Source organism: Desulfomicrobium apsheronum, from assembly GCF_900114115.1.
GTDB lineage: Bacteria > Desulfobacterota > Desulfovibrionia > Desulfovibrionales > Desulfomicrobiaceae > Desulfomicrobium > Desulfomicrobium apsheronum.
The window spans coordinates 60,081-85,124 of sequence record NZ_FORX01000022.1; the positions used below are offsets into that span (position 1 = coordinate 60,081).

Genomic DNA, 25,044 nt, shown 5'->3' on the forward strand with positions numbered 1-25,044 from the left:
GATGAGTTTGCGCGTGGACAAACCCCAGGCTCAGGGAAGATGGAGAGAAGGCCAGCTTTCCTGGGACATGGGACATCAAAAAAAGAGACAGCAGAAGAACCAGTCCCCTGACAGCGAAACGTCCGGCAAGGATACGGAAGGCGGATCGCTGTACAATTCCAAGGGAGACCTCATCCCTCTTTCCTCTTCCCTGAAAACCGGCACCTGATCACAGGGCGCGCTCCGCCGCGTCCTCAAGACGAAGCAAGGCCAGCAGGTCCTCGTGAACGAGGCCGTTGGTGGCCACGATCATGTGGCCGCCAAGGCCGTACGCTCCTTCCAGACCGCCGACCTTCCCCCCGGCTTCCTCCACCAGCAGCCATCCGGCTGCGGTGTCCCAAGGCTTCAGACCGGTCTCGTAGTATCCCTCGAACCGTCCGCAGGCCGTGTAGGCCAGGTCCACGGCCGCCGAACCCAGACGCCGGATGCCCTGGGAAGCGAGCAGCACCCTTTGCAGCCGCAGGCAGATCTGATCCACCTCAGTATAAAAGGAATAGGGGAATCCCGTGGCGATGAGGGAATTCTGCATGCTTGCCTCGCGACTTACGCCGATGCGGGTCCCGTTCAGAAAAGCGCCCTGGCCGCGCACAGCCCAGAAAAGCTCTTCGAGCATCGGCACGTAGACCGCGCCCATCTCAACCCGTCCGTCCTTCCACAGGGCCACGGACACAGCCACAATGGGCAGGCCGTGAGCGTAGTTGGTGGTGCCGTCCACCGGGTCGACGATCCAGGTCAGCGCGCCGGGAGCGAGGGATTCGTGCGACTCCTCGGCCAGGACCGTCGAGCCGGGAAGCAATGCCGGCAAACCCTCAAGCAGCAGCTTCTCCACCGCCAGATCGGTCTGGGTGACCAGATCGATGCGCCCCTTGAAGGTGATCTCCTTGGCGTCGCTCCACTGCGCACGCACCACACCGCCCGCCTGCCGCACGCAGGCCAAAAAACCGTCCACCAACTGTTTATCCATGATTTCCCTCCGTTTACTGAATTCTGCTTGCGCTTCGTCTTCAGTCCGGTAAATATGCAACTTGAAAAAGCAACTTGTGTTTCCTGCCTTCGCCCCGCCGCCACCTTGTTCCCGCTCCGGGGTGCGACAGACCTGAAAAAAACACAAGCCCCAAGCCTCTGCCTCTTCCCCAAAATCATTGAGGAATCGCCGAGGCGACCGGGAGCCGCTGCACCCGCCGCGGCCAACAGTCAGCCCAAGGATCGGACTTATGCTTATCGGAATCGATGTCGGAGGAACCCACACGGACGGCGTCTGCATCCGGGACGGCCGGGTGGAAGCCATGGCCAAGGTCCCCACGGATCACGACAACCTGCTCGCGACCATCACCGAGGCGTTGTGCGCCATCCTGAAGGATTGCAAAGGCGCGGAAATCCGCACCATCAACCTGAGCACCACTTTGTCCACCAACTCCATCGTCACCGGCCACACCGAAAAAGTGGGCATGTTCGTCATTCCCGGACCGGGAATCGACGCGGGAGCATACGCGCTGGGCAGCCAGTACCATATCCTGTCAGGATGCGTCGACCATCGCGGAGCCATCTCCGCCAAGGCCCGGGTGGACCAGATCAAACCCATGGCCGCGCGCTGTCGCGAAGAGGGCATCCGCGTCTACGGAGTAGTGGGCAAGTTCTGCACGCGCAATCCCGAACAGGAAACGGCCATTGCCGAGGCCCTCGCCCCGCAAGCCGATTTCGTGACCCAGGGACACCGCGTGTCCGAATCCCTCAATTTCGGACGGCGCATCAGCACCGTCTATTACAACTCGGCCGTCTGGCGCACCTTCAACGCCTTTGCCGACGCCCTTGAGCAGAGCCTCAAGGACCTCAGCATCCAGGCCGACATCAACATCGTGAAAGCCGACGGCGGGACCATGCCCCTGAAGCTGGCCCGGGAGATTCCGGTGCAGTCCATCTTCTCCGGGCCTGCCGCCTCAGTCATGGGCATCCTCAGCACCTCTCCGGTGCAGGAGGACGCGCTGATCCTCGACATCGGCGGCACGACCACGGACATGGCCGTGCTCCTGGACGGCGTCCCGCTCCTTGAGCGCGACGGCATCTCCATCGGCGAACACCCCACCCTGGTGCGGGCGCTCAAGGTCGAATCCATCGGCATCGGCGGCGACTCGTTCATCAGCTCCCGCGACGGCCAGTTGCGGGTCGGACCGGATCGCCACGGCCCGTGCATGGCTGCCGGCGGGCCCGCCCCGGCGCTCATGGACGCCATGAACGTCCTCGGGCACGCCTCTTTCGGCGACCGGGAGCGCTCGGCCAAAGGCATCAAGGAAGTGGCCATGACCCAGGGCCTGTCCGCCCGCGAATGCGCCGAACAGGCCGTCAGTCTGGCCATGGACATCCTCAAGAAAAAGGTTGCGGCTTTCCTGGCGGCCATCAATGCCCGCCCGGTCTACACCATCCAGGAAATCCTGGAAGACCGGATCGTGCGCCCCAAGAGCATCCTGCTCATCGGCGGTCCGGCCGTGGCCATGGTCCCGCTCCTGGAAGAAGCCTTCGGCCTGCCCGTGGTGGCCCCGCAGCACGCGGAAGTGGCCAACGCCATCGGCGCATGCCTGACCCGGCCGACCCAGTCCCTGGTCCTGACCGTGGACACCTCGCGCGGCAGTTTCACCGTGCCGGGCCTTGGTATCCACAAGACCGTCAAGCGCACCTACACCCTTGAAGAGGCCGTGCACGACGCCACCACCATGCTGCGGGCCGAACTGGACCGTCAGGGCATTCCCGCCGAGGAAGGCGACATCCAGGTCATCCAGGCCGATGCCTTCAACATGGTCGAGGGGCACTACACCATCGGCCGCAACATCCGTGTCCGCTGTCAGATGCGACCCGGCGTCACCACCATCCTGGCATCCTGAACGGAGGGACCATGCTCACCGCACAATCAAGCCTCGGCATCATTTTCTTCCCGGCCTTCGACTGGGCCATCTCCCCCACCCATCCCGAGCGGGAGGAGCGACTGCTCTACACCCAGGACCAGTTCCGGGAAGAGGGCATCTTCGACATCGAGGGCATCCGCGAATATCGCCCCCTGGTGGCCGAGGAAAAAGACATCATGCGCGCCCATTTCTGCTTTCCCAGCGTGAAGTCCGTGTGCACGGATTCGCATTTCATATCGGCCGGAGGAGTGATCCGCGCGGCCCAACTGGTCATGCAAAAGGAACGGCAACGCGCCTTCGCGGTGGTCCGGCCTCCCGGGCACCATGCCATGCGCACGGTTCACGGCAGCCGCGGCTTCTGCAACATCAACATCGAAGCGGTCATGATCGAATGGATCCGCGAGAACTACGGCAACCTGCGCGTGGCCATCATCGACACGGACTGCCACCACGGCGACGGCACCCAGGACATCTACTGGCATGACCCGGACGTGCTCTTCATCTCGCTGCATCAGGACGGCCGCACCATCTACCCCGGCACGGGCTTCCCCTCGGAGTCCGGCGGCCCCAAGGCCCTGGGCCGAACCATCAACGTGCCCATGCCCCCGCGCACCTCGGATGAAGGCTATCTCATGACCGTGGAGAGGATCGTCATGCCCATCCTCGATCACTTCAAACCCGACCTGATCATCAACTCCGCCGGGCAGGACAACCATTTCTCCGACCCCATCACCAACATGAACTTCACGGCCCAAGGCTACGCCAAGCTCACCCAGATGCTCAAACCCGACATCGCGGTGCTCGAAGGCGGATACGCCATCAAGGGCGCGCTGCCCTACGTCAACCTGGGCATCAGCCTGGCGCTGGCCGGAGTGGATTTCTCCGCCGTGCAGGAACCCGATCTGGACCGGGAGAAGATTCGCGAACAAAAATCCACCATCGACTATCTCGAAGCCCTGTGCGACCAGCTGCCGGAAGTCTACTTCAACCCCAGACCCTCTGAAGCCGTACGCGAGAACGGATATTTCACGCGTCGCCGCTCCATCTACTACGACACGGACGACATCACCGAGACCCAGGTCGAGCGTCTCAAGGACTGTCCGCACTGCCCGGGACTTCTCATCGTCGAGAGCGAAACCGCGAAGACGCCCAAATCCCTGGGGCTGCACGTACCGGTGCAGGGCTGCGACATGTGCAGCCAGGAAGCCGAGGAGCGTTTCGCCAAATCCCGCCAGGCAGGATACGCCCACGCCCAGCTCTCCGACCGCGTGACCAAAAGATACGAATACGCCAAATAAAAGGCGCCGGGCAGAGGGCTCCCCTCTGCCCGCCCCCCTTCCAAACGACGCTGATCATGCCCTGAGCCCATCCCCCTGCCTTCTGATTTCATTTACTTTCGACCATTCAACATCAGGATGGATTCCCGCCTTCGCGGGAATGACTACTTTTTGCTGCGATAGATTGAATTCTGGATGGCGACATCAATAACGCTCATTGACGCATCAACTCAACTCTACGAAATTAAAGAAGAAGTCATTGCCTTCACAACGCAACGACGGAGCCTCAAACGTCCGGCAGCGTTGCGGGGTGTTTCGGGCAAGGGTCGGCGACTGTCTGACCGATCCAGGCATCGTTTGTTCAGCCGTCGCGTGTCGTCCAGAGCGCGAGCCGCTGTTCAGAGGGGCGACGGCTGAACTCTACGAGGCCGAAGAGGGAGTTTCGGCGGCCCTTGCCCGAAACGCCCCGCAACGCTCACTCGGTGTCCGACATAGTCATCATCGCAAACCACCTCATCCTCACCTTTACAACCCCACCCGATCCACATAAAGCTACCAACCACAAGCTGGGGGAGCCCGATGGGCTGAGAGGGGACACGTTCCCGACCCTTACGACCTGACGCAGATTATGCTGCCGTAGGGAAGCTGGTTCCGGAAAACACCCATTCATCGAACCGCGCCCCATCCGGCGCGGTTTTCTTTTTTGCGCTCCGCCCGGCCTGCAACAAAAACGCGGAGGCACCCATGCACATCACCGTCAACGGACGCACCCAGGACATGGAATCCGGCCAGACACTGCAAGGCCTGATCCTGTCCATGAACCTCGATCCATCCGTGGTCGTGGCCGAACTGAACCAGAGCATCGTGCCCGGCGACAAATTCGCCTCCACCAGCCTTTGCGACGGCGACCGGCTGGAACTGCTGAGCTTTGTCGGCGGCGGCTGACCCTGCCCCGGCAATGACGACCAGACTCCTTTCCCACACCGCAAACAGCGAGAATCACCATGGAACATACCGACATTTTTGAAATCGGTGGCAAGCGCCTGAGCAGCCGCCTGTTCACCGGCACGGGCAAGTACGGCAACGACGCGCTCATCGCGCCTGTGTGTGAGGCCTCCGGCTCCGAGGTCATCACCGTGGCCCTGCGCCGGGTGGATCTGGACGGCAAGACGGATAACGTCATGAAGCATATCCCCTCACACATGACCCTGCTGCCCAACACCTCCGGGGCGCGCAACGCCGACGAGGCCGTACGCATCGCCCGACTGGCCCGGGCCATGGGCTGCGGGGACTGGATCAAGATCGAGGTCATTTCCGACAACCGCTACCTGCTGCCCGACGGATACGAGACCGCCAAGGCTACGGAAATCCTGGCCAGGGAAGGCTTCGTGGTCCTGCCGTACATGAACCCCGACCTCTACGTGGCCCGCTCCCTGGCCGATGCCGGGGCGGCGGCGATCATGCCGCTGGGCGCGCCCATCGGCACCAACCGGGGCCTTCGAACCGAAGAGATGATTCGCATCCTCATCGAGGAAATGGAGCTGCCCATCATCGTCGACGCGGGCATCGGCGCTCCCAGCCAGGCCTGCCGGGCCATGGAGATGGGGGCCGCGGCCTGTCTGGTCAACACGGCCATCGCCACGGCCTCGGACCCCGTGCTCATGGGCCGGGCCTTCGGGCGGGCGGTGACGGCCGGACGCGAAGCCTGGCTGGCCGGACCCGGGGCGGTCGCCACCCTGGCACAGGCTTCCTCGCCCCTGACCGGATTCCTGGACCGGACGGAAGGCGCGTCATGAGCTTTCTGTCCGAAGCCCAGCGTCTGGGCCAAACGCCCCTGCATCTCGAAAACGTGAGCGAGGATGACGTGCGCCGTGCCGTCGGCCTCCCGCGCGTCGATGCATCCGCATTCGCGGCCCTGCTCTCCCCGGCCGCAAACAAGCACTTGGAGACCATGGCCGCCCGTGCCCACGCGCTGACCCTGAGCCATTTCGGCCGCACGGTGAGCCTGTTCACCCCGCTCTACGTCTCCAACCACTGCGCCAACCACTGCCGCTATTGCGGCTTTGCGGCCCCGAACAGCATTCCGCGCAGCCAGCTCAGCCTGGACGAGGTCCGGGCCGAGGGCGAGGCCATCGCCGCCACGGGGTTAAAGCAGCTGCTCCTTCTGACCGGAGAGGCCCCGCGCAAGGCGGGCGTTGCGTATCTGGAAGCCTGTGTGCAGGTCCTGCGTCCCCTGTTTCCCTCCATCTCCGTGGAGGTCTATCCCATGGAAACGGCGGATTACGCGCGGCTGACCCGGGCGGGCGTGGACGGGCTGACGGTGTTCCAGGAAACCTATGACCCGGTCCTCTACGCCGAGCTGCACCCCGCCGGGCCCAAGCGGGACTACGCGTTTCGGCTGAACACTCCGCAGCGAGGAGCCGAGGCGGGCATGCGCGTGGTCAACATCGGGGCGCTCCTGGGCCTGACCGACTGGCGGCAGGAAATTTACGCCGTCGGCCTGCATGCGGCCTGGCTGCAAAAACGCTATCCCGGCGTGGACATCGCCGTGTCCCTGCCACGCATGCGCCCCCATGTAGGAGCGTTTCAGCCGGCGTGCATCGTTTCCGACCGGGAGCTGGTGCAGGCCATGACCGCCCTGCGCATTTTCCTGCCGCGCCTGTCCATCACCATCTCCACTCGCGAAGCTCCAAGCTTTCGCGACAACATCCTGCCGCTGGGCGTTACGCGCATGTCGGCAGGGGTCAGCACCGCCGTGGGCGGACACGCAAAACCCTCAAAGACCGGACAGTTTGAGATCTCCGACCCGCGCAGCGTGGCCGAGATCGAGGCCATGCTGCGAGCCCGCGGCTACCAGGCCGTATTCAAGGACTGGGAACCCATCGAGGCCAGCGCGTGAACACCTTTGAACATGGGCTGACGCGTTATCTAGGCGAGGGCTTTCTCTCCTTCCTGCGTTCCGTGCGGATCGGGATCATCGGCGCCGGGGGGCTCGGTTCCAACTGCGCCGTGCACCTCGTGCGCTGCGGATTCACGAACCTCGTCCTGGCCGACGCGGACGAGGTGGAACCTTCCAACCTCAATCGCCAACATTTCACGCTGGCCCAGGTCGGCCGCCCCAAGGTCGAGGCCCTGCGCGACAACCTCACGGCCATAAACCCGGCGGCCAGGATCGAGGCCCTTCATCTGCACGTGAACGCCCGGAACATGGCCAGCCTTTTCGCATCCTCCGACGCCGTGGTCGAGGCCGTGGACGATCCGCGCACCAAGAAGCTCATCGTCGAGATCATGACGCAGGCGGGCCGACTCGTGGTCGGCGCATCGGGGCTCGGCGGGTTCGGCCGCGCCGGGAGCATGACTGTCCGGACCGTACGACCGGGCCTCGTCATTGTCGGAGACCACGTGACGCCCTGCGACATCCCGAATCCGCCCATGTCTCCCTGTGTGGGCATGGCCGCAGCCATGCAGGCCGACGTGATTCTGAACCATTTTCACACCATATATAAGGAAAAGGCATGAACGGACGCACCCTTGTGACCCGGCTGATGCGCGAAGGCGGCCTGTACGGGCTGACCGCTGAAAAATTCTCCCTCGGACGGCGCAACGCGGACGTGGTCCGGGCCATGCTGGACGGCGGGATACGCATCATCCAATACCGCGAAAAGACGAAAAAGATGGGACTGAAATACGAGGAGTGCCTCCAGCTGCGAGCCATGACCCGCGAGGCGGACGCGGCCTTCATCGTCAACGACGACATCGATCTGGCCCTGCTGACGGGAGCCGACGGCGTACACGTGGGCCAGGAAGACCTGCCGATCGAGGCCGTGCGCGCCTTGGTGGGTGAAAACATGGCCATCGGCCTCTCGACCCATTCCCCGGAGCAGGCCCGTGCGGCAGTATCCCTCGGCGCGGATTACATAGGTGTCGGGCCGATCTTCACGACTCGGACCAAGGAGGATGTCTGCGCACCCGTGGGCTTTGAATATCTGGACTTCGTCGTGCGCAATATCGATCTGCCTTTTGTCGCCATCGGCGGGATCAAGGAGCACAACCTGAAGGCGGTGGCCGATCACGGCGCCCGGTGCATGGCCCTGGTCACCGAGATAACCGCCGCCGAGGACATCCGGAGCAAGATCGCCGCGCTGACGAACATTCTCTGCCCCTGACGCCGCGCAGAAAAAAAGGACGCAACGGCGATACAGTCCCAAGCATTCCGGCGACGGCAAACGATTCACGTATGACGGGCTTTCTTTCTTGATATCGGTTCCGTGTTGAGCGTAAGAAATAACCGCACCGTCCGTACCCCCAATCGTCCTCGCACAAGGAGCAACGTATGGAGACTGGTTCGTCATCCGCCCACCGCTGGCGTTTTTTCCGCCTCGGCGGTTTTGATCAGGTTCGACTCGACACGGCCGAGGATCTTCTTCATCTTGGCGAATTGGATCAGAAGCTGTGGGCGGCCCTGAGCTGCCCGGTGAACGGGCTTGAGTTCGACCCGCGCACCCTGGCCATGCTCGACACCGACGGCGACGGCCGGGTCAGGGTGCCCGAAATCCTGGCCGCCGTGAACTGGGTCTGCACGGTACTGCGCGATCTGCGCCCCCTCATGGCCGGAAGCTCCTCTTTGCCGCTCGCGGCCATAGACTCCTCCATCCCTGAAGGTCAGCGACTTCTGGCCTCAGCCAGACAGATCCAAAATTTTCTGGGTCAGGAAGGGGCCGAGGCCATCACCATAGAGCACGTGGCCGGAACGGAAGCCCTGCTGCATGAATCCCCATTCAACGGGGACGGAGTGATCACGCCCATTTCAGCCCGCGACCAGGGCACGCAGGCGCTCATCGAGGAGATCATGGCCTGCGTGGGCAGCGTGCTGGATCGCGGCGGAGCGCCAGGCATCGGCGCGGAGCAGGTCGAGGCTTTCTACCAGGCCGCCGCCCTGTACGTGGAGTGGCAGCGCGAGGCACAGGAAAATGCCGGGAGCATCCTGCCCTTCGGAGAAAACACCACGGCGGCGCGGGACATCGTTAATTCCTTGCAACCCAAGCTGGACGACTATTTCACCCGCTGCAACCTGGCCGCTTACGACCCCAAGGCCGAAGAAGCCCTGAACCCGGCCCTGACCGCCTACGAGGCCATCTCACCCCATGAACTGCGTCTGGATGCGGATCTTGTGCACTTCCCCGTGGCGCGAATCGAGGCAAATCGCCCCCTGCCCCTTGAGACGGGCGTCAATCCCGCCTGGGCGCAAGCCCTGGCGACATTCAAAACCCTGGTGGCCGTTCCGCTTTTCGGGGACGTGGAGAGCTTGGAGCAGTCCCGGTGGGAGCTGGTCAAATCCACCCTCAAGCCCCACGAGGACTGGCTCGCCGCCAAGGCAGGCGCCGAGGTGGAAAGCCTTGGAGCCGTTCGCCTCCAGGAACTGCTCGATGGCGTCAGCCGCCAGGAACTGGAAAAGATCATCACCGAGGATTTGAGCCTGGCCGAACAGGTGGAGAGTTTCGAGGGCGTGACGCGGCTTGTGCACTTCACCCGCGATCTTCTGGTCCTGCTCAACAATTTCGTGGCCTTTCGCGATTTCTACGCCCAGGACCGCAAGGCCGTTTTCCAGGCCGGCACCCTGTATCTGGACGGCCGGGCCTGCGAGCTCTGCGTGCGCGTGGCAAATCCCGACACGCACGCCACCCTGGCCCCCCTGAGCCAGACCTATCTCACCTATTGCCGCTGCACGCGGCGGGGCAGCACGGAACAGATGCATATCGCGGCGGCCTTCACCGGCGGCGATTCCGACAACCTCATGGTCGGCCGCAACGGCATCTTCTATGACCGCGCCGGAAATGACTGGGACGCGACCATCGTCAAAATCGTGGAACACCCCATCAGCGTGCGTCAGGCCTTTCTTTCGCCCTACAAACGCATCGGGCGCATGATCGGAGAACAGATCGCGAAATTCGCAGCGGCCAAGGACAGCGCCGTGAACACGGCCGCCGGGTCGAAACTGTCGGGCATGGCTCCGGGCGCGGACCCCGCCAAGCCGCCGACGCCTTTCGACGTGGGCAAGTTCGCCGGCATCTTCGCGGCCATCGGCCTTGCCCTTGGCGCTCTTGGAACGGCCATGGCCTCGGTCATGAGCGGATTTCTGACCCTGTCCGTCTGGCAGATGCCGCTGGTTATAGGCGGCCTCGTGCTCATGATCTCGGGCCCGTCCATGCTCATCGCCTACCTGAAACTCCGCCAGCGCAATCTGGCTCCCATTCTCGATGCAGGCGGCTGGGCCGTGAACACCAAGGCCCGCATCAACATCCCCTTCGGAGCCACGCTGACCACTCTCGCCGAGCTGCCCGCAGGCTCCAAACGTTCCACGGTGGACCCCTTTGCGGACAAAAAGACGCCCTGGAAAAAATGGGCCGTGCTGCTGGCTCTTTTCATGGCTCTCGGGATGGCCTGGGACAAGGGCTACATCCAGCAGATGTTTGCCAGCGTGCGCCCGCTCTTCTCAAGCGGGCAGACCAATGCCACCACCGAGGCACCGGCTCCGGCCGACGCGCCCGCTGCCACTGCCCCGGAGAGTCAGGCCGAACCGGCCAAAAAGCAATAACCCACGCCGGGCCACAGGTCCGGCGCACAGGAATCTCCACATGTTCAAACGCGTGCAATCACCCGAGGAACAGCTTCGGGTGATGATGATCCGGGCCATAGTGTTCATGGAAGAGCAAGGCATTGCCTATGCGGATGAAATGGACATGCATGACGCCACGGCCCTGCACATTCTTGGCGAAATAGATGGCGAGCCCGTGGCCTGCGGCCGGATTCGCTACCAGGGCGACCGGGCCTTCCTGCAACGTCTGGCCGTGCGCCGCGCGTGGCGTGGCCAGAGGCTCGGCAGCGCGCTTCTTGCTTTCATGCTCAAAGAATGTCGCAAGGACGGATTCGGTCGATTCGACCTTCACGCCCAGACCCGGGCGGTAGGATTCTACCGCAGGCACGGCTTCACAACCTGCGGGGAAGAGTTCGAGGAGGCGGGCATACCGCATGTGCACATGTGGCTGCGCGACACGACGCCGGAATGATCACGGCTCCCACGTGCAAAGCCGTAAGGGGTGCGCTTGGGGCTTTGATCAGCTAAAGGACAACGTGCACAGATACTTCTTGAACTTCTGCCCTTCCTCGTGCCCGGGATTGATGTTCAGGCACTTCTCCAAGGCATTCTCCGCCTCGCCGATCCTGCCGCCCTGCACAAAGGCCCTGGCCAGGTTGAAATAGAGGTTTTCGTCCGTGGCGCAGACCTCTATGGCCCGGGAATAATATCGACAAGCCTGATCCAGCATGTCCTGCTTGCGCAGTTCGATCCCGAACTGATTGAAGAGGTGTTTGAACTCCGCCGAGGCAAAGCCATCAAGGGCGATGAGCTGCTCGAAAACCGTGGCGGCCTTGTCGTGCTGATTGTATTGCAGATAGGTAAGCCCCAGGCCGAACAGGGCGCGGACGTTCTTTTCATCCAGCCCCAAGGCATTGTTGTATTCCATGGCCGCCGAATAGGGCTCCCCGTTTTTCCTGTGCCGATCGCCCTTGGCCACGGCCTTGGCTATTTTCTGGATGACGGGTTTGACCTGCTTCAGGAACATGTCCACCTCGGGCTGATACTGGGTGATCAACTCCAGCATGGTCACTTCCAGGGCGGGTCCCGAGGGCGCCCAATGTGCGTTGAGGGACTGCAGGGCCAAGAGTTCGTCATCGATCTGCTTGGCGTAGTAGTAGAGGGTGCTGTCTTCCTTCTTGGCTGTGGTTCCCGTGCCGATGGCGACCGTGGTCCGTTTCGAACAGACGCACTCGAGCCCCAGGTCCGTGGCCATGCAATATTTGGAAACATCGGCGATGGTGTAGTCTTCAGCCACGATATTCTCTTTTTCCTGCAATTTCTCGGGCATCTAGAACCAGCGCACCATCTGTTCGAGAGGTCTGCGCGTCTTGCGCTTGGGCGGCTTGGCCCGATAGCCGAAAGCGAGCATGTAGGCCACTCCGTACTCGTTCAGATCCACGCCGAAATCCTCAGCCAGCACCTCGTCCACCTTGTCCTGCGCGTAGCCTTCGATGGGGCAGGAATCGATGCCGACCAAAGCCGCCGCAGTCATCATGTTGGCCTGCGCGATGTAGCACTGCTTGCAGGCCCAGTCGAACATGGCCCGGTCGCTGTCCAGGAGGCGAAAATCCGACTGCTGGAAAGTGGCGTAGTATTCCGTGCGAGCGGTGATGCGGTCTTCGGGCAATTCCTGAATCTGGCGCATGAAATCCGCGATGCCGACGCTGTCGAACTTGAGCAGGGGCGCCTTCATGGCCAGGCAGACCATAAAATGACTCGCCGTGGGGATCTGAAGCTTGCCGCCCCAGGTGTGCGGCAGGAGTTTTCTGCGGAAATTCATGTCCTGAACAACCAGAAACTGCCACGGCTCAAATCCGAAGGAGCTTGGGGACAAACGCGCGGTTTCAAGAATGAACAGGAAATCCTCATCGGAAATCTGGATCTTTGGATCGAACTCCTTGCAGGCATGACGGAACATGAAGGCGTCCAGAATGATCTGCTTGTCCATATGACAGCTCCTTGCAAAGGGATTGACGGACATCCGGGGCCCATCGTGGCAGGACAATCACATCACTACGCAGGCTTTTGTCTAAGTTCAAGAATGGGAAATGCCTTCCCCGCCATTTCATGGAATCAGGGCCGCGCGGACGGTCTGGGACAGAAGTTTTCAACCTACCGGAATCAAAGTCATCAAGAGAAAAAAAAGCAAGTGATCCAAAAACAAAACCCCTTCAATCGTGCCACAAACACAAAAAAGGTAGCACATCGGCATTCAAATCAGCGCTCGTGATGCGTAGACCCTTTTATATCTAAAATTGTGATACTATATCATTTTTTTCATACTACGTATTGACCTCGAATACATAGCCATGTAACGGGAAAGAAAAGGAAATATTCAACGAACATCCTTGCTGATTGTGGACACCACGGGTCAACAACACGAATTCGACGAACATCCTACCCAATTGTGGACATGACAGGTCGGCAACAATTGTCGCCTGTCTTTTATTCATACACTGATGGAGGTGTGTTATGAAGGTTTCTGTAGGTTTAGGCAAACCCGGGGCCGAAGAGCGATTGGAAAAAAGTGGGGTCTCACGCCGAGATTTCATGAAGTTCTGTACCACAATCGCAGCGGTCATGGGTATGGAGGCGTCGTTCGCCAACAAAATCGCCCTGGCGCTGACGTCCCCCAAACGTCCTTCTGTGGTCTGGCTGCATAACGCGGAATGCACAGGCTGCTCTGAATCCATTCTCCGCGCTGTTCGTCCCTTTATCGACGACCTGATTCTGGACACAATCAGCCTCGACTACCATGAAACCATCATGGCAGCCGCCGGCCACAAGGCTGAAGAAGCCCTGCATGCGGCCGTAAGCTCCCCCAACGGTTTTCTCTGCGTTGTTGAAGGTGCCATCCCGACCAAGGACAACGGCATCTACGGCATGGTCGGCGGGCGCACCATGCTTGAAATCAACTCCGAAATCCTGCCCAAGGCAATCGCCGTGATTTCCTACGGCACCTGCGCCACCTACGGCGGCGTTCAGGCAGCAAGCCCCAACCCGACTGACGCCAAGGGCATCAACGACGCACTCAAGCATCTGGGCGTCAACGCAGTCAACATCCCCGGCTGTCCCCCCAACCCGTACAATCTGGTTGGAACCATCGTTCATCTCCTGACCCACAGTCTGGCCATCCCGGAAATGGATTCCATAAACCGGCCGATCATGTTCTTCGGCGAAACCGTGCACGAACAGTGCGAACGCCTGCCCCATTACGAAGCCGGCGAATTCGCACCCTCCTTTGATTCGGAAGAGGCCCGCAAAGGCTGGTGTCTGTACCAGCTCGGATGCAAAGGCCCCATGACCTACAACAACTGCCCCAAGGTCAAGTTCAACCAGACGAACTGGCCAGTTCAGGCCGGACATCCCTGTATCGGCTGCAGTGAACCCGATTTCTGGGACTCCGCTTCCCCCTTCTACGAAGAAGCATAAGAAGGCTGTTGCTCAAGGCTCAACATTTACTGAAATCAGAGGAGAGTACATATGTCCGGTTGCAAACCCAACCAAGCTCCGGGTGTTATAGCCACCCCAATGGATACAACCTTCAAGGGACCCATCATCGTGGACCCCGTGACCCGCATCGAAGGTCACCTCAAAATCGAAGTTGAAGTGGATCAGGGCAAGGTCACCAACGTCTGGTCAAGCTCACAGCTTTTCCGTGGACTGGAACTGATATTGAAAGGCCGCGACCCCCGCGATGCGCAGCATTTCACTCAGCGCTCCTGCGGTGTCTGCACCTATACGCATGCCTTGGCCTCCACCCGTTGCGTGGACAATGCCGTCGGCGTGGACAAGAACCTGCCCGACAACGCGCGCCTTATCCGCAACCTGGTGCTGGCAGCCCAGTTTCTGCATGACCACATCGTGCATTTCTATCATCTGCACGCCCTGGACTGGGTGGATGTCACCGGCGCGCTGACCGCCGACCCCAAAAAGGCCGCATCCATCGCCAACTCCATCTCGTCCCGCGTGACCAAGGCCGAAGATCTCAAAGCCGTACAGGACAAGGTCAAGGGCCTGGTCGATTCCGGCCAGCTCGGCATCTTCACCAACGCCTATTTCCTGGGCGGCCACAAGGCCTACTACCTGCCCGCGGAAGTCAACCTTATCGCCACCGCGCACTACCTTGAGGCTCTGCACCTGCAGGTCAAGGCTGCCCGTGCCATGGCCGTTTTCGGCGCCAAGAACCCGCACACGCAGTTCACCGTTGTCGGCGGCGTGACCTGTTACGAAAGTCTGACCGACGAGCGCATCGCCGAATTCGTTGGCCTGTTCCAGGAAACCAAGCAGTTCATCGACGAATGCTACATCCCGGACCTGCTGGCCGTGGCGTCCTACTACAAAGATTGGGCAGGCATCGGCGGCACCACCAACTTCCTGAGCTTCGGCGAATTCCCCTCCGTCGAGAACGACATGAACAGCCGCTGGATTCCCCAGGGCGTGATCATGAACCGCAACCTCGGCGGTGTCGGCAATTTCGATCCCAAGCTGATTGAAGAACACGTCCGCCACAGCTGGTACCAGGGCGACAAGGCCCACCACCCATACACGGGCGTGACCGAACCGCAGTACACCAGCTACGAAGACCGCGACCGCTATTCCTGGATGAAGGCGCCCCGCTACAATGGCGAATCCGTTGAAACCGGCCCCCTGGCCACCGTTCTGATCGCCTACGGCAAGGGACATCCGGAAGTTAAGAAACTCGTCGATTACGTGCTGGGCTATCTTGGCGTCGGCGCTCCGGCCCTCTTCTCCACTCTTGGACGTACGGCCGCCCGCGGCATCGAGACCAAGGTCATCGCCGACAAACTCATGGACTGGGTCAACGAACTGGCCGAGAACGTGAAGAGCGGCAACAACAAGATCTATCAGGACTGGACCATGCCCGACGAGGCCGAAGGCGTGGGTTACGTCAATGCTCCACGTGGCGCGCTCAGCCATTGGATCAAGATCAAAGGCGGCAAGATCGAGAACTTCCAGCTCGTCGTACCCTCGACCTGGAACTTCGGACCGCGCTGCTCAGCCGGCAAAATGTCCGCAGTGGAAGAGGCGCTCATCGGCACGCCTATCGCCGATGCCGAACGCCCGGTGGAAATTCTGCGCACCGTGCACTCCTTTGACCCATGCATCGCCTGCGGCGTGCATGTCATTGACTCCAGGACCAACCAGGTCCGCAAATTCAAGATTCTGTAAAATAACAAGGGCCCCGATTTCGGGGCCCTTCCCGCTCTTGAATCAACCCACAAAGTTGCGTAGCATTTCTTTTTAATTCCTAAAACATGGACACGTTCATGACTGTAAAACGCATTCTCGTTCTTGGCGTGGGCAATATTCTTTTCACCGATGAAGGCATCGGTGTGCGCTGCATTGAGCAGATGCAGGAAAAATACAAATTTTCGGACAACGTCAGCCTCATGGACGGAGGCACGCTGGGCACCAAGCTGATGGGGCCGATCATCGAATCGGACTACCTGATCGTCTGCGACGCGGTTCTCTGCGACGACAAGCCCGGCTCCGTGTACCGGCTCATGGGCGACGATCTGCGCAAAAGCCTGGCCTTTCGCGATTCCATGCACCAGACCGACCTTGTCGATACCCTTGGCATGTGCGAAATTGTCGGAAACCGTCCCGAAGCCGTGGTCATCGGCATGGAGCCCTTCGACTACGATTCCATGGCCCTGGAACTTTCGCCAACGGCCGTCTCGTCCATGCCAGTGATGATCGATTCCGTTATCCGCGAAATCGAAGCCGCCGGCGGAACCTGCACCCCGAACTAAGGAGTCACCATGTGTCTGGCCATCCCCGCCAAAATTGAATCCATCGAAAACGGCGTCGCGCAGTGCCGCGTCGGCGAAGGCGAAACCTTCGTCACCGCATCTCTCATGCTCCTCGACGGAGAGGCGGCACTCGGCGATTACGTCATCATCCACGCCGGATTCGCCATCCGTAAGCTTGACCTGCTGGAGGCCCAGCAATCCCTGGCCATCCTGCGCGAACTGGCCGACGCCTACGACGAAGTGCAGCGCAAATATGAACAGGAGGAGCTTGATCGTGCCAAGGCCTGATTCGGACAAGGCACTGGGCAGTCTGGTCGGCCTTGCGGTTTGCGAAGCGCTGGCAAAATCGAACCCTTCCAGCGTATCCGAAAACGCGCCGCTGATCCCTGGCCTTTGGGGCGACGGAACGTCCATGGCCCTGAGCCTGGCCGAGAGTCTGATCGAAATCGGCGGCATCGACCAGCGCGACCAGATGGTTCGTTACACGAGCTGGTTCCGCTACGGCTACCTCTGCTCCACCGAGACCTGTGACTTCATCGACGACACCGTCAAGCAGGCCATACTGCGCTTCGAGCGCACCTGGAACCCGCTGGACGAAAGCCTGACACAGGGCGATGCTTGCCTAGCCCGAGTGGCACCGCTGGTCATGTATTTCACGGACTCCAGAGACGCCATGCTCGATGCCTGCGCCAAATCCACCGCCACCACGCATGCCTCTCCCCAGAGCGTGGACGCCTGCCGACTGCTGGCAGTCATGATCTTCGAGGCCCTGCGCGCCACGGAAAAATCGCGGATTTTGCGCCCAACGCTCCCGGAGGACATCCTCCCCGAAATCGCCCAGCTGTGCTCCGATGCCCCCCGCCGAGCCGAATCACAGGTGACTGCCTCCCTGCAGGCGGCCATGGAGGCATTCAGCGACAGCGATTCCTTTGCCGAAGGCAGCATCAAATGCCTCCCTCATGGCCCACGCGCTCTGGCCGCATACGGCCAAATTGCCGGCGCATGGTACGGCCGGGATCTCATCCCCCAAGTCTGGCGGCAAAGCCTGGAGCGCAGCAACATGCTGAAACAAATGGGAAATCAACTGATCAGCGTTTAAAAATCTTCAAAACTTGCCAAAATCGAACCGCGTCCGTAGCATGGCTCATGCTTACGGCGATTTTTCGCGTCCCCATTAGCGCCTGACATTCGGACTTGCGTGGCCCCTCTGCCCGCCATCCCACATACAAGACCTCAAACAACGAGCATTTGGTATGAAAAACCGTATCTCTTCAGCCTTCTTTTTTGTCATCCTGCTTCTTCTTGGAGCCCTTGGAGCCATGTATTACGTCAAGGCGGAATGGAATCCGCCGACTCTTTCCCTGACTCCCGAGCAGACCACGGCCAGCACCAGAACCGTGTTCACCATCACGGCAGCGGACAAGGACTCCGCGCTGCGCAGCGTGCTTGTCGTCGCCACCCAGGGCAGCAACAGCATCGAGATCATGAACAAGAACCTGCCCGCCGGGACCAGGGAACTGCGCGAAGAATTCTCTCTCCCCAAGACCGGCATCAAAAACGAAGCCCTGACCCTGACGGTCACGGTCAAGGACACCTCCTGGCACCGCCTGGGACGTGGCAACCGGGCTCAGGTCGTGCGCCAGCTGGACATCGACTCCAAGCCACCGGTCATCTCCGTTCTTTCCGGCCAGCACAACGTCAACCATGGCGGAACCGGCCTTGTGGTCTACAGCACCAACGAAGAACTGGCCTCGAGCGGCGTGAAGCTGGGCGATCACTTTTTCCCCGGCTATCCCTATCAGCCCGGAAAATACCTGTGCTTCTTCGCCCTGCCCTTCAACGCCGACCCCAAGGCCGTTACACCGATCCTGGTGGCCGGGGATCTGGCGGGCAACGAATCGACAATCGGATTCAACTTTCGGCCTCTCATCAAAAAATTCAGGCACGATGACATCAACATCTCCGACAATTTCCTGCAGTCGAAGATGGGTCAGTTCGCGGACCTCTATCCCGACGCGGCCACGCCCCTGGACATCTTCCTCAAGGTCAACTCCGAACTTCGGGCCAAGAACGTGGGTTCGCTGATTCAACTCGGCAAGGACACCGTGCCCCAGAAGCTCTGGGACGGCACCTTCATCCGCCTGCCAAACAGTGCGCCCATGGCGGCCTTCGCCGACAACCGCACCTACAAGTATGATGGCAAGGCCGTGGACAACCAGACCCATCTGGGCGTGGACCTGGCGTCCCTTGCGGCCTCTCCGGTTCCGGCCGGAAACACCGGGCGCATCATCCTGGCCGAATTCATGGGCATCTACGGCAACGTGGTCGTCATTGACCACGGGTTCGGCCTGCAATCCCTGTATTCGCACCTGAGTGAAATCCACGTACAAAAGGGAGAGACGGTCCCACGTGGGCAGACCATCGGCAAGACCGGAGCTACGGGCATGGCCGGCGGAGACCATCTGCACTTCGGAGTGCTGGTTTCCGGCGTCGAGGTACAGCCCATCGAATGGTGGGACCCGCAGTGGATCGACCACAACATCACCTCCAAGCTTCAGTGACAAAAGGCCCCGCGGGGCCTTTTTTTACGCCCGGCGCCAATGGACCGGATGACAAGACGGGCACGCCTGGACTAGTGCATTCTCGTCGGCCGCAAGAAACCTGGCCGAATCCCTGGAGCTTTTCCACCAGCACCCCAACCCCAATGAGTCCAGCCATGTCCAAATTCGCCAATGTCACCGTCCTGAAAAAGGCCAACATCTACTCAGACGGCAAGGTCACCAGCCGCACCCTTGTTTTCCCCGATGGTTCAAAGAAAACTCTCGGGATAATGCTCCCCGGCGAATACGAATTCGGGACTGCCGAAAAGGAACTGATGGAAATCCAGTCGGGTGATCTGGACGTCCTCTTGCCGGGCGCAAGCGACTGGCAGACATTCAGCGCCGGCACGGCCTTCGAGGTCCCGGCCAACGCAAAATTCTCCCTCAAGGTCCGCGTCGTCACCGACTACTGCTGCTCCTACATCAAATGAAACCGGGCAGGCGTTTGATCGAGGCGGGTCACGGCATGAAACTCACCGTCCTGGTTGACAACAGCACCCTGATCGACCGCTATTACGAAGGGGAGCCGGGCCTGTCCCTGCTGATCGAGGAGGACGGCCTCAAAATCCTGTTCGACTGCGGTTATTCGGATCTGTTCTTGAAAAACGCCTGGAAAATGGGCCTTTCCCTGGACGACCTGGATTTCGTGCTGCTTTCACACGGGCACATGGACCACACCTGGGGACTTGAGGCCCTGACCCGGCGCCTCTGCGAACTGCGTCTTGAAGGACGGCCATGCAAACGCCCGGCGCTGGTCGCCCATCCCGAGGCCTTTACCAGCATCGCCCTGGACCAGTGTCCTGAGATCGGACCGCTTCTGGAACCCGAAAAGCTGGCCAGGCATTACGACATGAGGCTCGGCAAGGCAGCGCAAAAGATAAGCGAGCGACTTCTTTTTCTGGGAGAGATTCCGCGCCGGATCGGATTCGAGCAGACTGAAGGCATCGGTTTTAAAGAGGGGCAAGACACGCCGGACCGCATCATGGACGATTCGGCCCTGGTCTACCGGGGAAGCGAGGGTCTGGTCATCATCACGGGCTGTTCCCACGCGGGCATCTGCAACATCGTGGCCCAGGCCATGGACCTGACCGGCGAATCCCGCATCGCGGACATCATCGGAGGGCTGCACCTGCTCTCCCCGTCACGGGAGCGTCTGGAAGGGACGGTGGAATACCTGCGCCGGATCGGACCCGAAACCTTAAGCCCGTGCCATTGTACGGATTTGAACTCGAAGATCGCGCTGGCGGCGGTGACGCCACTGCGAGAAGTCGGGGTGGGGCTTGAAGTCTCCTATCTCTGAAAAAAGGACGCTCTTACCTGAGTGAAAGCGTCCTTGAGAAAACCGTCTATGCCCACTCCTCCTCAAAGCGCTCGGGCCCGGCGATCTTGTACCCCTTGTCGGTCAGCACACGCTGCAGGGCTTCGGTGTCGTCGCCGCGCACGCGGAAGACCAGCAAACGCTGGTTGCCGCGAAAAAAGGTCGACGTGGACAGGATGTTCACACCCAGGTCGAAAAAGAGCCTGCTGATCTCGGCCATGAGGCCCTTGCGATCCTCGGCCTCGATGACGATGCGCACACCGCCCAGCTCCAGTCCCATTTCCTCCACCAGCACGGCCAGCATGGAACCCCGGCTGATGTACCCCTTGAGCCGGTTTTTCCTGTCGACCACGGCCAGCCCGGCCAGATCCTGGTCGAACATGATCTTGGCCGCGACCTCGATTTCCGTTTCCGGGGTCACGGTAGGCATTGAACTACGCACCAACTCCTTTACCGTCATCCTGGACAGGAGATAATTGATTTCATGCTTACTGAATGTTGTTGCTCCGGATGGCAATGCAGCACGGATATCTTCCTTGGCCACATATCCTTTAAGCTTTCCATCCTCGACAACAAGCAAAATCCAAAGTCTATTCTCCTCCATCATTCGATCCGCTTTAATAATCAGCGTATCCGAAGTGATGGTGGGGACATGTCTGTCCATGGCAAGGCCTACATACATGATATACTCCTTCAGTCGTTCGGGTGAATCCCTTTACGCAAAGTGCAGTGACAGCCTCCATCCTTTTTGCTATATCCTTGGTTCCATTACCGGAAATAACAGGCAGAAAAAAACGGATCCATTTGAAAACCATGAAGCGTGCAGTTCTTCTTATTCTTGCTCTATGCTTCCTGACAAGCATAACCAAGCCGGGATTTTCAGAAAAACCGCTGCGACTTTTCTTTGAAAAAAATATCCACGTCGACCGCAAGCCCGGAGACGAACATATCGTCAAGCAAGGCGAATGGCTCTACAAGATATTGGAATCAAAAGGCTATTCCGCTTCGCAGATCCAGCGTGCCCTGCCCGTCATCCAGACTTTGAACCCCCATATCCCGGACATCAACCGGCTGATGCCGGGTCAGGTCATCCAGATTCCTGAAGTATCCTCCGCCGCCGACGCCGGGATCAAGCGGCCCCGGGCATCGGTTCCCCCGGGAGCATATGAAAAGAAGCCCTACGTAATACGCCAGGGCGATACGTTGATCCAGATTCTCAAGGCGCAGGGGATATCAAACAAGCTGATCTACAGCCGATACCTCGACCTGTTCCTCGAACTCAACCCCGAGGTCCCCAACAGCAACACCTTGCGCGTCGGACAGGAAGTCATCCTGCCCGTCACAGCCAATGGCGAAACAGCTCCGGCTCCCGCCCCTGCTCCGACTCCCGCTCCCGCTCCGCCTGCACCAAAGGCCGCAAAACCAGCGCAAACCGTCGTGACTCAAGTCATCGAGGCAGGCCAGGCCCCGGCGGTCCAAAGTCGCCCGGTTCAGCCCCAGCCCCGGCCGGTACTGTCTGCGCCACTGGTGCCGCAGCCTCCGCAAAAACCCCAGGCAGAGCCGCCGCAAGCCGTGACGCCATCATCGGGCAGCTCGGACGGCACCGGGCAATCCGATGCGTCAAACGCCACGGCCACAAAGAAAACGGAGCGCTCACCCATAACCGGTCTGCCTTTTGTCAAAACGATGCTGGAACAGATGCGTTTCAAATTCGTGCCCGGTGACGAAAGCATGTTTCCCCTGCCCGGTTCGGAATGGCTGGTCGTCAAGCTGTCTGAAACTCCGCTGCTGGAGGCTCCCTGGGGAGGCAAGATCCTCTTCTGCCCCGTGCCGAAAAACGCCGCTTGGATCGCGAACGCCAACAAACTGGGCATGAAGGTCTGCACCATCTCGCCCCGCTGGAGCCTGCAGGACGTGCTGGAAAAACTGGCATCCTCCTTTCCGAAACATTTTCGGCTCTGGGGAGCGGGCAGGGATCTGGTGCTTTCCCGCAACGGCGTCGGCGTGACCCTGATGTCGCCGCAAATCGCCATCATGGAGCGCGGCGGACAAAAGCGCATCCACATGATCTGGTCCAGGCAGACCAAAGACTCCCCGTCTTTGCCCCAGGGACTGCACGAAGTACTCGATGCGGCCCAGGTAAAACTCATCGAACTGGACGAGTTCAACGAACTTTCGCGACTGCCGTCCCGCCCACGCGACTCCATCTATGTTCCCGTGGCCACGCACCTTGAGATTATCCGAGCCATGAACCCGAGCAATCCCGAGGAGACCTTCGGGCGGACCATGCCCGATTCGCTCGGGACCCTGCTGCAACTGTTGCGCGACAAGGACCTGCTGCGCCAGGGCATGATCCAGGCCTCCTGGCATGAGGGAGCGCAAAACCGCATCGCGGTGCAGGTTCCGGCGTGGACGGTTTCGGGTGGGACAAGCAAAATCGCCATACTGGACCGGCGCTTTTCGGATCCGTTCCTTGTCTCCGTGCTCTCTCATGAAGGTTACACCTGCTTTGTTCTCCCCGATTGAACCCCAAGGACTACCCCATGCCTCACGACTTTCGTGTTTACGGCCATCTGGCCGGACTGAATGATAATGAATTGAAAACTTGCCTGGAACATTTGTCAGGCTACGAGTGCGAGGTCAGCGATCACGTCCTCGATTTCGTACACGAGGGAGTCTTCATCGACGTGGACAGCGACCTTGACGGTCTATTGCGCCTCGTCAGCCCGGACGTGCGCGGCATCATCGACATCATCAACCACCAGGACTGGGAGATGTACCGCTGTACTCTCTCGGGAGGGACCCTGACCCGATCCCGCATTGCTCTGGACAACGCCTTGGACACGGCTTACGCATCGGAGCGCCGTTCATAAGCTCTTCGCCGACTGGTGAAAAATTTCAAATGTCCTGGCCGTTCAAACATGGCGAGATGCGAGGAACAAGAAAAATCCGAAGCCGAAGCGCATTCTTGAATGCGTCAGGATCTGGCTTTTCCGCAGTGACGAAGCAGATCCCCGTCTTTAAACTGCCTGCTAGGGAGTCAACATGCACGAACTGTCCATTGCCGAGAGCCTGATCAAGATCATCGGCGAAGAAATGGCCAAACACGGCCTGACCAAACTGCACTCGTTCAAGATCGTCTATGGCCAAATCTCGGCCATTGTGCCCGAAGCCCTCGAGACCTCCTTTGAAATCCTGACCATCGACACCCCGTTTGCAGGCGCAAAGATGGAGACCGAGGTCAAACCCATGGTCGTGCGCTGCCGTCAATGCGGCCACGAATTCAGCCCCAGCCTGGAGGAACGTGTCATCATGCCCTGTCCGCAGTGCACGACGGAACTGGGACACAAAATCATCTCCGGCCGTGAACTCTACATAGATAACATCGAAGCCGAATAACGTGGAGGAAAGCATGAAAGTCGATGTGGTACGCAATATTCTGGAAGCCAATGACGCGGTCGCGGCCGACCTGAACGCAGCGCTCAGCGCTCGCGGCATCCTGACCCTCAACCTGATGAGTTCGCCGGGCTCGGGCAAGACCTCCCTTCTGGAGCGGACGCTCACCGACCTGAAGGACGAGTTCAACATGGCCGTCATCGAAGGCGACTGCCAGACCGAGAACGACGCCCGCCGCGTTGCCGCCACAGGTGCCCGCGCCGTGCAGATCAACACCGCCGGCGGCTGCCACCTCGACAGCTCCATGGTCCGCGACGCCACCGAAAAGCTCGGCGTGGACGGCGTCGACATCCTTGTCGTCGAAAACGTGGGCAACCTGGTCTGCCCCGCGGAATTCAGCGTCGGCGAAGACTTCAAGGTCACCATCCTGAGCGTGACCGAAGGCGACGACAAGCCTGAAAAATATCCTTTCATCTTCGCCGAATCCAAGGTCATGATCCTGAACAAGATCGACCTGCTGCCCTACGTCAACTTCGACGTGAACCGCGCCAGCGGCTTTGCACGCTCCATCAACAAGGACATCGAGATCTTCGCCCTCTCCGCCACCACCGGCGAAGGCATGGACGCCTGGTACGACTGGCTGCGCCGCGAACGGGCCAAGAAGAAAAAGTAATTTTCGGCAATGACGGCAAAACGCCCGCCTCGGAAACGATGGCGGGCGTCATTTTTTGTGGATTCCCTGAAACGGGCCATGGATTCCCGCCTTCGCGGGAATGACGAACGTGTGCGCCGTAAGCGCTCACAGGTCCGCATCTATCCATAAATTTTTCATGTGAGATAATGGGCCTCCAATTCAAGGAGGTCTTCATGAAAACTCAGTTTGCACAGAATCGCGCGGCTCGCTGGATGGCGCATGTCCAGCAATGGCGGGAGAGTGGCCTCGGTAAGACCCGATACTGCCGCGAAAATGGTTTGGCTTTGAGCACGTTCCGATACTGGATAACAAAGTCCCGACCATCTTCTGGCGGCGAATCCGCCGCAATTCCCGCTCTTGTGGCGCTGCCGTTTACGTTCGCCTCGAAAGCCCCGTCTATTGGCCTCAT

Annotated in this window: 27 protein-coding genes and 1 riboswitch; of the genes, 23 read left to right on the forward strand and 4 right to left on the reverse strand. The window is 60.2% G+C overall.

Features of this window, described 5'->3' with window-relative positions; translation table 11 throughout:
• Position 1: 1 nt before the first annotated feature.
• Positions 2 to 208 carry a hypothetical protein gene (locus BMZ40_RS16865; protein ID WP_092378641.1) on the forward strand — a complete coding sequence of 69 codons (207 nt, stop codon included), beginning with the start codon at positions 2 to 4 and terminating at the stop codon, positions 206 to 208.
• On the opposite strand, the gene BMZ40_RS16870 is transcribed toward BMZ40_RS16865, so the two are convergent.
• Positions 209 to 1,003 carry an inositol monophosphatase family protein gene (locus tag BMZ40_RS16870; RefSeq protein WP_092378644.1) on the reverse strand — a complete coding sequence of 265 codons (795 nt, stop codon included), beginning with the start codon at positions 1,001 to 1,003 and terminating at the stop codon, positions 209 to 211. It lies immediately after the preceding gene.
• Positions 1,004 to 1,253: 250 nt separating this feature from the next.
• Here BMZ40_RS16870 and BMZ40_RS16875 point away from each other — a divergent pair, with 250 nt between their 5' ends.
• The 9 genes from BMZ40_RS16875 to BMZ40_RS16915 all read left to right on the forward strand — a co-directional run bounded on the left by BMZ40_RS16875 (position 1,254) and on the right by BMZ40_RS16915 (position 11,280).
• A complete protein-coding gene (locus BMZ40_RS16875) occupies positions 1,254 to 2,915 on the forward strand; it encodes a hydantoinase/oxoprolinase family protein (protein WP_092378648.1) in 1,662 nt (553 codons plus the stop codon).
• An 11-nt stretch (positions 2,916 to 2,926) separates the two neighbouring features.
• Positions 2,927 to 4,234, forward strand: a complete 1,308-nt coding sequence (locus BMZ40_RS16880; RefSeq protein ID WP_092378651.1) for a histone deacetylase family protein — start codon at positions 2,927 to 2,929, stop codon at positions 4,232 to 4,234.
• Between the two features lie 537 nt (positions 4,235 to 4,771).
• Positions 4,772 to 4,873: riboswitch (TPP riboswitch) on the forward strand.
• Positions 4,874 to 4,957: 84 nt separating this feature from the next.
• A complete protein-coding gene (gene thiS / locus BMZ40_RS16885; protein WP_092378728.1) occupies positions 4,958 to 5,158 on the forward strand; it encodes a sulfur carrier protein ThiS in 201 nt (66 codons plus the stop codon).
• A 59-nt stretch (positions 5,159 to 5,217) separates the two neighbouring features.
• The gene (locus tag BMZ40_RS16890) at positions 5,218 to 6,009 is read left to right on the forward strand and encodes a thiazole synthase (RefSeq protein ID WP_177193241.1); all 792 of its coding nucleotides are present in this window, start codon (positions 5,218 to 5,220) and stop codon (positions 6,007 to 6,009) included.
• On the forward strand, positions 6,006 to 7,112 hold the full coding sequence (thiH, locus tag BMZ40_RS16895; protein ID WP_092378657.1) for a 2-iminoacetate synthase ThiH: 1,107 nt from the start codon (positions 6,006 to 6,008) through the stop codon (positions 7,110 to 7,112). Before BMZ40_RS16890 ends, thiH begins: the two co-directional genes overlap by 4 nt.
• Complete coding sequence (thiF, locus tag BMZ40_RS16900; protein ID WP_092378660.1) at positions 7,109 to 7,732, forward strand: sulfur carrier protein ThiS adenylyltransferase ThiF; 624 nt, start codon at positions 7,109 to 7,111, stop codon at positions 7,730 to 7,732. Before thiH ends, thiF begins: the two co-directional genes overlap by 4 nt.
• The gene (thiE, locus tag BMZ40_RS16905) at positions 7,729 to 8,379 is read left to right on the forward strand and encodes a thiamine phosphate synthase (RefSeq protein ID WP_092378663.1); all 651 of its coding nucleotides are present in this window, start codon (positions 7,729 to 7,731) and stop codon (positions 8,377 to 8,379) included. The genes thiF and thiE overlap by 4 nt, the downstream gene beginning before the upstream one ends.
• Before the next feature lie 167 nt (positions 8,380 to 8,546).
• Entirely contained in the window at positions 8,547 to 10,808 is a 2,262-nt protein-coding gene (locus BMZ40_RS16910) for a hypothetical protein (RefSeq protein ID WP_092378666.1), read from the forward strand.
• A 40-nt stretch (positions 10,809 to 10,848) separates the two neighbouring features.
• Complete coding sequence (locus BMZ40_RS16915) at positions 10,849 to 11,280, forward strand: GNAT family N-acetyltransferase (RefSeq protein ID WP_177193242.1); 432 nt, start codon at positions 10,849 to 10,851, stop codon at positions 11,278 to 11,280.
• A 48-nt stretch (positions 11,281 to 11,328) separates the two neighbouring features.
• On the opposite strand, the gene BMZ40_RS16920 is transcribed toward BMZ40_RS16915, so the two are convergent.
• Positions 11,329 to 12,138: a tetratricopeptide repeat protein gene (locus BMZ40_RS16920; RefSeq protein ID WP_092378672.1), complete on the reverse strand. Its 810-nt coding sequence runs from the start codon at positions 12,136 to 12,138 to the stop codon at positions 11,329 to 11,331.
• Entirely contained in the window at positions 12,139 to 12,798 is a 660-nt protein-coding gene (locus BMZ40_RS16925) for an NAD(P)H-dependent oxidoreductase (protein WP_092378675.1), read from the reverse strand.
• A gap of 524 nt (positions 12,799 to 13,322) precedes the next feature.
• On the opposite strand from BMZ40_RS16925, the gene BMZ40_RS16930 reads away from it, so the two are divergent.
• The 8 genes from BMZ40_RS16930 to BMZ40_RS16965 all read left to right on the forward strand — a co-directional run bounded on the left by BMZ40_RS16930 (position 13,323) and on the right by BMZ40_RS16965 (position 20,527).
• The gene (locus BMZ40_RS16930) at positions 13,323 to 14,282 is read left to right on the forward strand and encodes a hydrogenase small subunit (RefSeq protein WP_092378678.1); all 960 of its coding nucleotides are present in this window, start codon (positions 13,323 to 13,325) and stop codon (positions 14,280 to 14,282) included.
• Positions 14,283 to 14,333: 51 nt separating this feature from the next.
• Positions 14,334 to 16,043: a nickel-dependent hydrogenase large subunit gene (locus BMZ40_RS16935; RefSeq protein ID WP_092378682.1), complete on the forward strand. Its 1,710-nt coding sequence runs from the start codon at positions 14,334 to 14,336 to the stop codon at positions 16,041 to 16,043.
• 98 nt (positions 16,044 to 16,141) lie between these two features.
• The gene (locus BMZ40_RS16940; protein WP_092378685.1) at positions 16,142 to 16,627 is read left to right on the forward strand and encodes a HyaD/HybD family hydrogenase maturation endopeptidase; all 486 of its coding nucleotides are present in this window, start codon (positions 16,142 to 16,144) and stop codon (positions 16,625 to 16,627) included.
• 9 nt (positions 16,628 to 16,636) lie between these two features.
• On the forward strand, positions 16,637 to 16,915 hold the full coding sequence (locus tag BMZ40_RS16945; protein ID WP_092378688.1) for a HypC/HybG/HupF family hydrogenase formation chaperone: 279 nt from the start codon (positions 16,637 to 16,639) through the stop codon (positions 16,913 to 16,915).
• Positions 16,902 to 17,726, forward strand: a complete 825-nt coding sequence (locus BMZ40_RS16950) for an ADP-ribosylglycohydrolase family protein (RefSeq protein ID WP_177193243.1) — start codon at positions 16,902 to 16,904, stop codon at positions 17,724 to 17,726. The genes BMZ40_RS16945 and BMZ40_RS16950 overlap by 14 nt, the downstream gene beginning before the upstream one ends.
• 154 nt (positions 17,727 to 17,880) lie before the next feature.
• Entirely contained in the window at positions 17,881 to 19,188 is a 1,308-nt protein-coding gene (locus tag BMZ40_RS16955; protein WP_092378695.1) for a M23 family metallopeptidase, read from the forward strand.
• 155 nt (positions 19,189 to 19,343) lie between these two features.
• On the forward strand, positions 19,344 to 19,658 hold the full coding sequence (gene ppnP, locus BMZ40_RS16960) for a pyrimidine/purine nucleoside phosphorylase (protein WP_092378698.1): 315 nt from the start codon (positions 19,344 to 19,346) through the stop codon (positions 19,656 to 19,658).
• A gap of 35 nt (positions 19,659 to 19,693) precedes the next feature.
• The gene (locus BMZ40_RS16965; protein WP_092378700.1) at positions 19,694 to 20,527 is read left to right on the forward strand and encodes an MBL fold metallo-hydrolase; all 834 of its coding nucleotides are present in this window, start codon (positions 19,694 to 19,696) and stop codon (positions 20,525 to 20,527) included.
• 46 nt (positions 20,528 to 20,573) lie between these two features.
• Here BMZ40_RS16965 and BMZ40_RS20085 read toward each other — a convergent pair whose 3' ends face one another.
• Positions 20,574 to 21,227 (reverse strand): CBS domain-containing protein, encoded by a 654-nt coding sequence (locus tag BMZ40_RS20085; protein ID WP_092378703.1) that lies wholly within the window; start codon positions 21,225 to 21,227, stop codon positions 20,574 to 20,576.
• A 131-nt stretch (positions 21,228 to 21,358) separates the two neighbouring features.
• Here BMZ40_RS20085 and BMZ40_RS16975 point away from each other — a divergent pair, with 131 nt between their 5' ends.
• From BMZ40_RS16975 to tnpA, 5 genes are all read left to right on the forward strand, one after another.
• A complete protein-coding gene (locus BMZ40_RS16975; RefSeq protein WP_143075683.1) occupies positions 21,359 to 23,071 on the forward strand; it encodes a LysM peptidoglycan-binding domain-containing protein in 1,713 nt (570 codons plus the stop codon).
• Between the two features lie 17 nt (positions 23,072 to 23,088).
• Complete coding sequence (locus BMZ40_RS16980; protein WP_092378711.1) at positions 23,089 to 23,418, forward strand: hypothetical protein; 330 nt, start codon at positions 23,089 to 23,091, stop codon at positions 23,416 to 23,418.
• Between the two features lie 172 nt (positions 23,419 to 23,590).
• On the forward strand, positions 23,591 to 23,944 hold the full coding sequence (locus tag BMZ40_RS16985) for a hydrogenase maturation nickel metallochaperone HypA/HybF (protein ID WP_092378714.1): 354 nt from the start codon (positions 23,591 to 23,593) through the stop codon (positions 23,942 to 23,944).
• 13 nt (positions 23,945 to 23,957) lie between these two features.
• Positions 23,958 to 24,614: a hydrogenase nickel incorporation protein HypB gene (gene hypB / locus BMZ40_RS16990; RefSeq protein WP_092378717.1), complete on the forward strand. Its 657-nt coding sequence runs from the start codon at positions 23,958 to 23,960 to the stop codon at positions 24,612 to 24,614.
• A gap of 194 nt (positions 24,615 to 24,808) precedes the next feature.
• On the forward strand, positions 24,809 to 25,044 hold a 236-nt coding region (gene tnpA / locus BMZ40_RS19825; protein ID WP_425429368.1), incomplete at its 3' end, for an IS66 family insertion sequence element accessory protein TnpA.

Excerpts from the sequence above, each read along its gene's own strand:
- BMZ40_RS16865 (WP_092378641.1), top strand. The coding sequence starts at position 2 with ATGAGTTTGCGCGTGGACAAACCCCAGGCTCAGGGAAGATGGAGAGAA.
- BMZ40_RS16870 (WP_092378644.1), bottom strand. The coding sequence starts at position 1,003 with ATGGATAAACAGTTGGTGGACGGTTTTTTGGCCTGCGTGCGGCAGGCG.
- BMZ40_RS16875 (WP_092378648.1), top strand. The coding sequence starts at position 1,254 with ATGCTTATCGGAATCGATGTCGGAGGAACCCACACGGACGGCGTCTGC.
- BMZ40_RS16880 (WP_092378651.1), top strand. The coding sequence starts at position 2,927 with ATGCTCACCGCACAATCAAGCCTCGGCATCATTTTCTTCCCGGCCTTC.
- thiS (WP_092378728.1), top strand. The coding sequence starts at position 4,958 with ATGCACATCACCGTCAACGGACGCACCCAGGACATGGAATCCGGCCAG.
- BMZ40_RS16890 (WP_177193241.1), top strand. The coding sequence starts at position 5,218 with ATGGAACATACCGACATTTTTGAAATCGGTGGCAAGCGCCTGAGCAGC.
- thiH (WP_092378657.1), top strand. The coding sequence starts at position 6,006 with ATGAGCTTTCTGTCCGAAGCCCAGCGTCTGGGCCAAACGCCCCTGCAT.
- thiE (WP_092378663.1), top strand. The coding sequence starts at position 7,729 with ATGAACGGACGCACCCTTGTGACCCGGCTGATGCGCGAAGGCGGCCTG.
- BMZ40_RS16910 (WP_092378666.1), top strand. The coding sequence starts at position 8,547 with ATGGAGACTGGTTCGTCATCCGCCCACCGCTGGCGTTTTTTCCGCCTC.
- BMZ40_RS16915 (WP_177193242.1), top strand. The coding sequence starts at position 10,849 with ATGTTCAAACGCGTGCAATCACCCGAGGAACAGCTTCGGGTGATGATG.
- BMZ40_RS16920 (WP_092378672.1), bottom strand. The coding sequence starts at position 12,138 with ATGCCCGAGAAATTGCAGGAAAAAGAGAATATCGTGGCTGAAGACTAC.
- BMZ40_RS16925 (WP_092378675.1), bottom strand. The coding sequence starts at position 12,798 with ATGGACAAGCAGATCATTCTGGACGCCTTCATGTTCCGTCATGCCTGC.
- BMZ40_RS16930 (WP_092378678.1), top strand. The coding sequence starts at position 13,323 with ATGAAGGTTTCTGTAGGTTTAGGCAAACCCGGGGCCGAAGAGCGATTG.
- BMZ40_RS16935 (WP_092378682.1), top strand. The coding sequence starts at position 14,334 with ATGTCCGGTTGCAAACCCAACCAAGCTCCGGGTGTTATAGCCACCCCA.
- BMZ40_RS16940 (WP_092378685.1), top strand. The coding sequence starts at position 16,142 with ATGACTGTAAAACGCATTCTCGTTCTTGGCGTGGGCAATATTCTTTTC.
- BMZ40_RS16945 (WP_092378688.1), top strand. The coding sequence starts at position 16,637 with ATGTGTCTGGCCATCCCCGCCAAAATTGAATCCATCGAAAACGGCGTC.
- BMZ40_RS16955 (WP_092378695.1), top strand. The coding sequence starts at position 17,881 with ATGAAAAACCGTATCTCTTCAGCCTTCTTTTTTGTCATCCTGCTTCTT.
- ppnP (WP_092378698.1), top strand. The coding sequence starts at position 19,344 with ATGTCCAAATTCGCCAATGTCACCGTCCTGAAAAAGGCCAACATCTAC.
- BMZ40_RS16965 (WP_092378700.1), top strand. The coding sequence starts at position 19,694 with ATGAAACTCACCGTCCTGGTTGACAACAGCACCCTGATCGACCGCTAT.
- BMZ40_RS20085 (WP_092378703.1), bottom strand. The coding sequence starts at position 21,227 with ATGTATGTAGGCCTTGCCATGGACAGACATGTCCCCACCATCACTTCG.
- BMZ40_RS16975 (WP_143075683.1), top strand. The coding sequence starts at position 21,359 with ATGAAGCGTGCAGTTCTTCTTATTCTTGCTCTATGCTTCCTGACAAGC.
- BMZ40_RS16980 (WP_092378711.1), top strand. The coding sequence starts at position 23,089 with ATGCCTCACGACTTTCGTGTTTACGGCCATCTGGCCGGACTGAATGAT.
- BMZ40_RS16985 (WP_092378714.1), top strand. The coding sequence starts at position 23,591 with ATGCACGAACTGTCCATTGCCGAGAGCCTGATCAAGATCATCGGCGAA.
- hypB (WP_092378717.1), top strand. The coding sequence starts at position 23,958 with ATGAAAGTCGATGTGGTACGCAATATTCTGGAAGCCAATGACGCGGTC.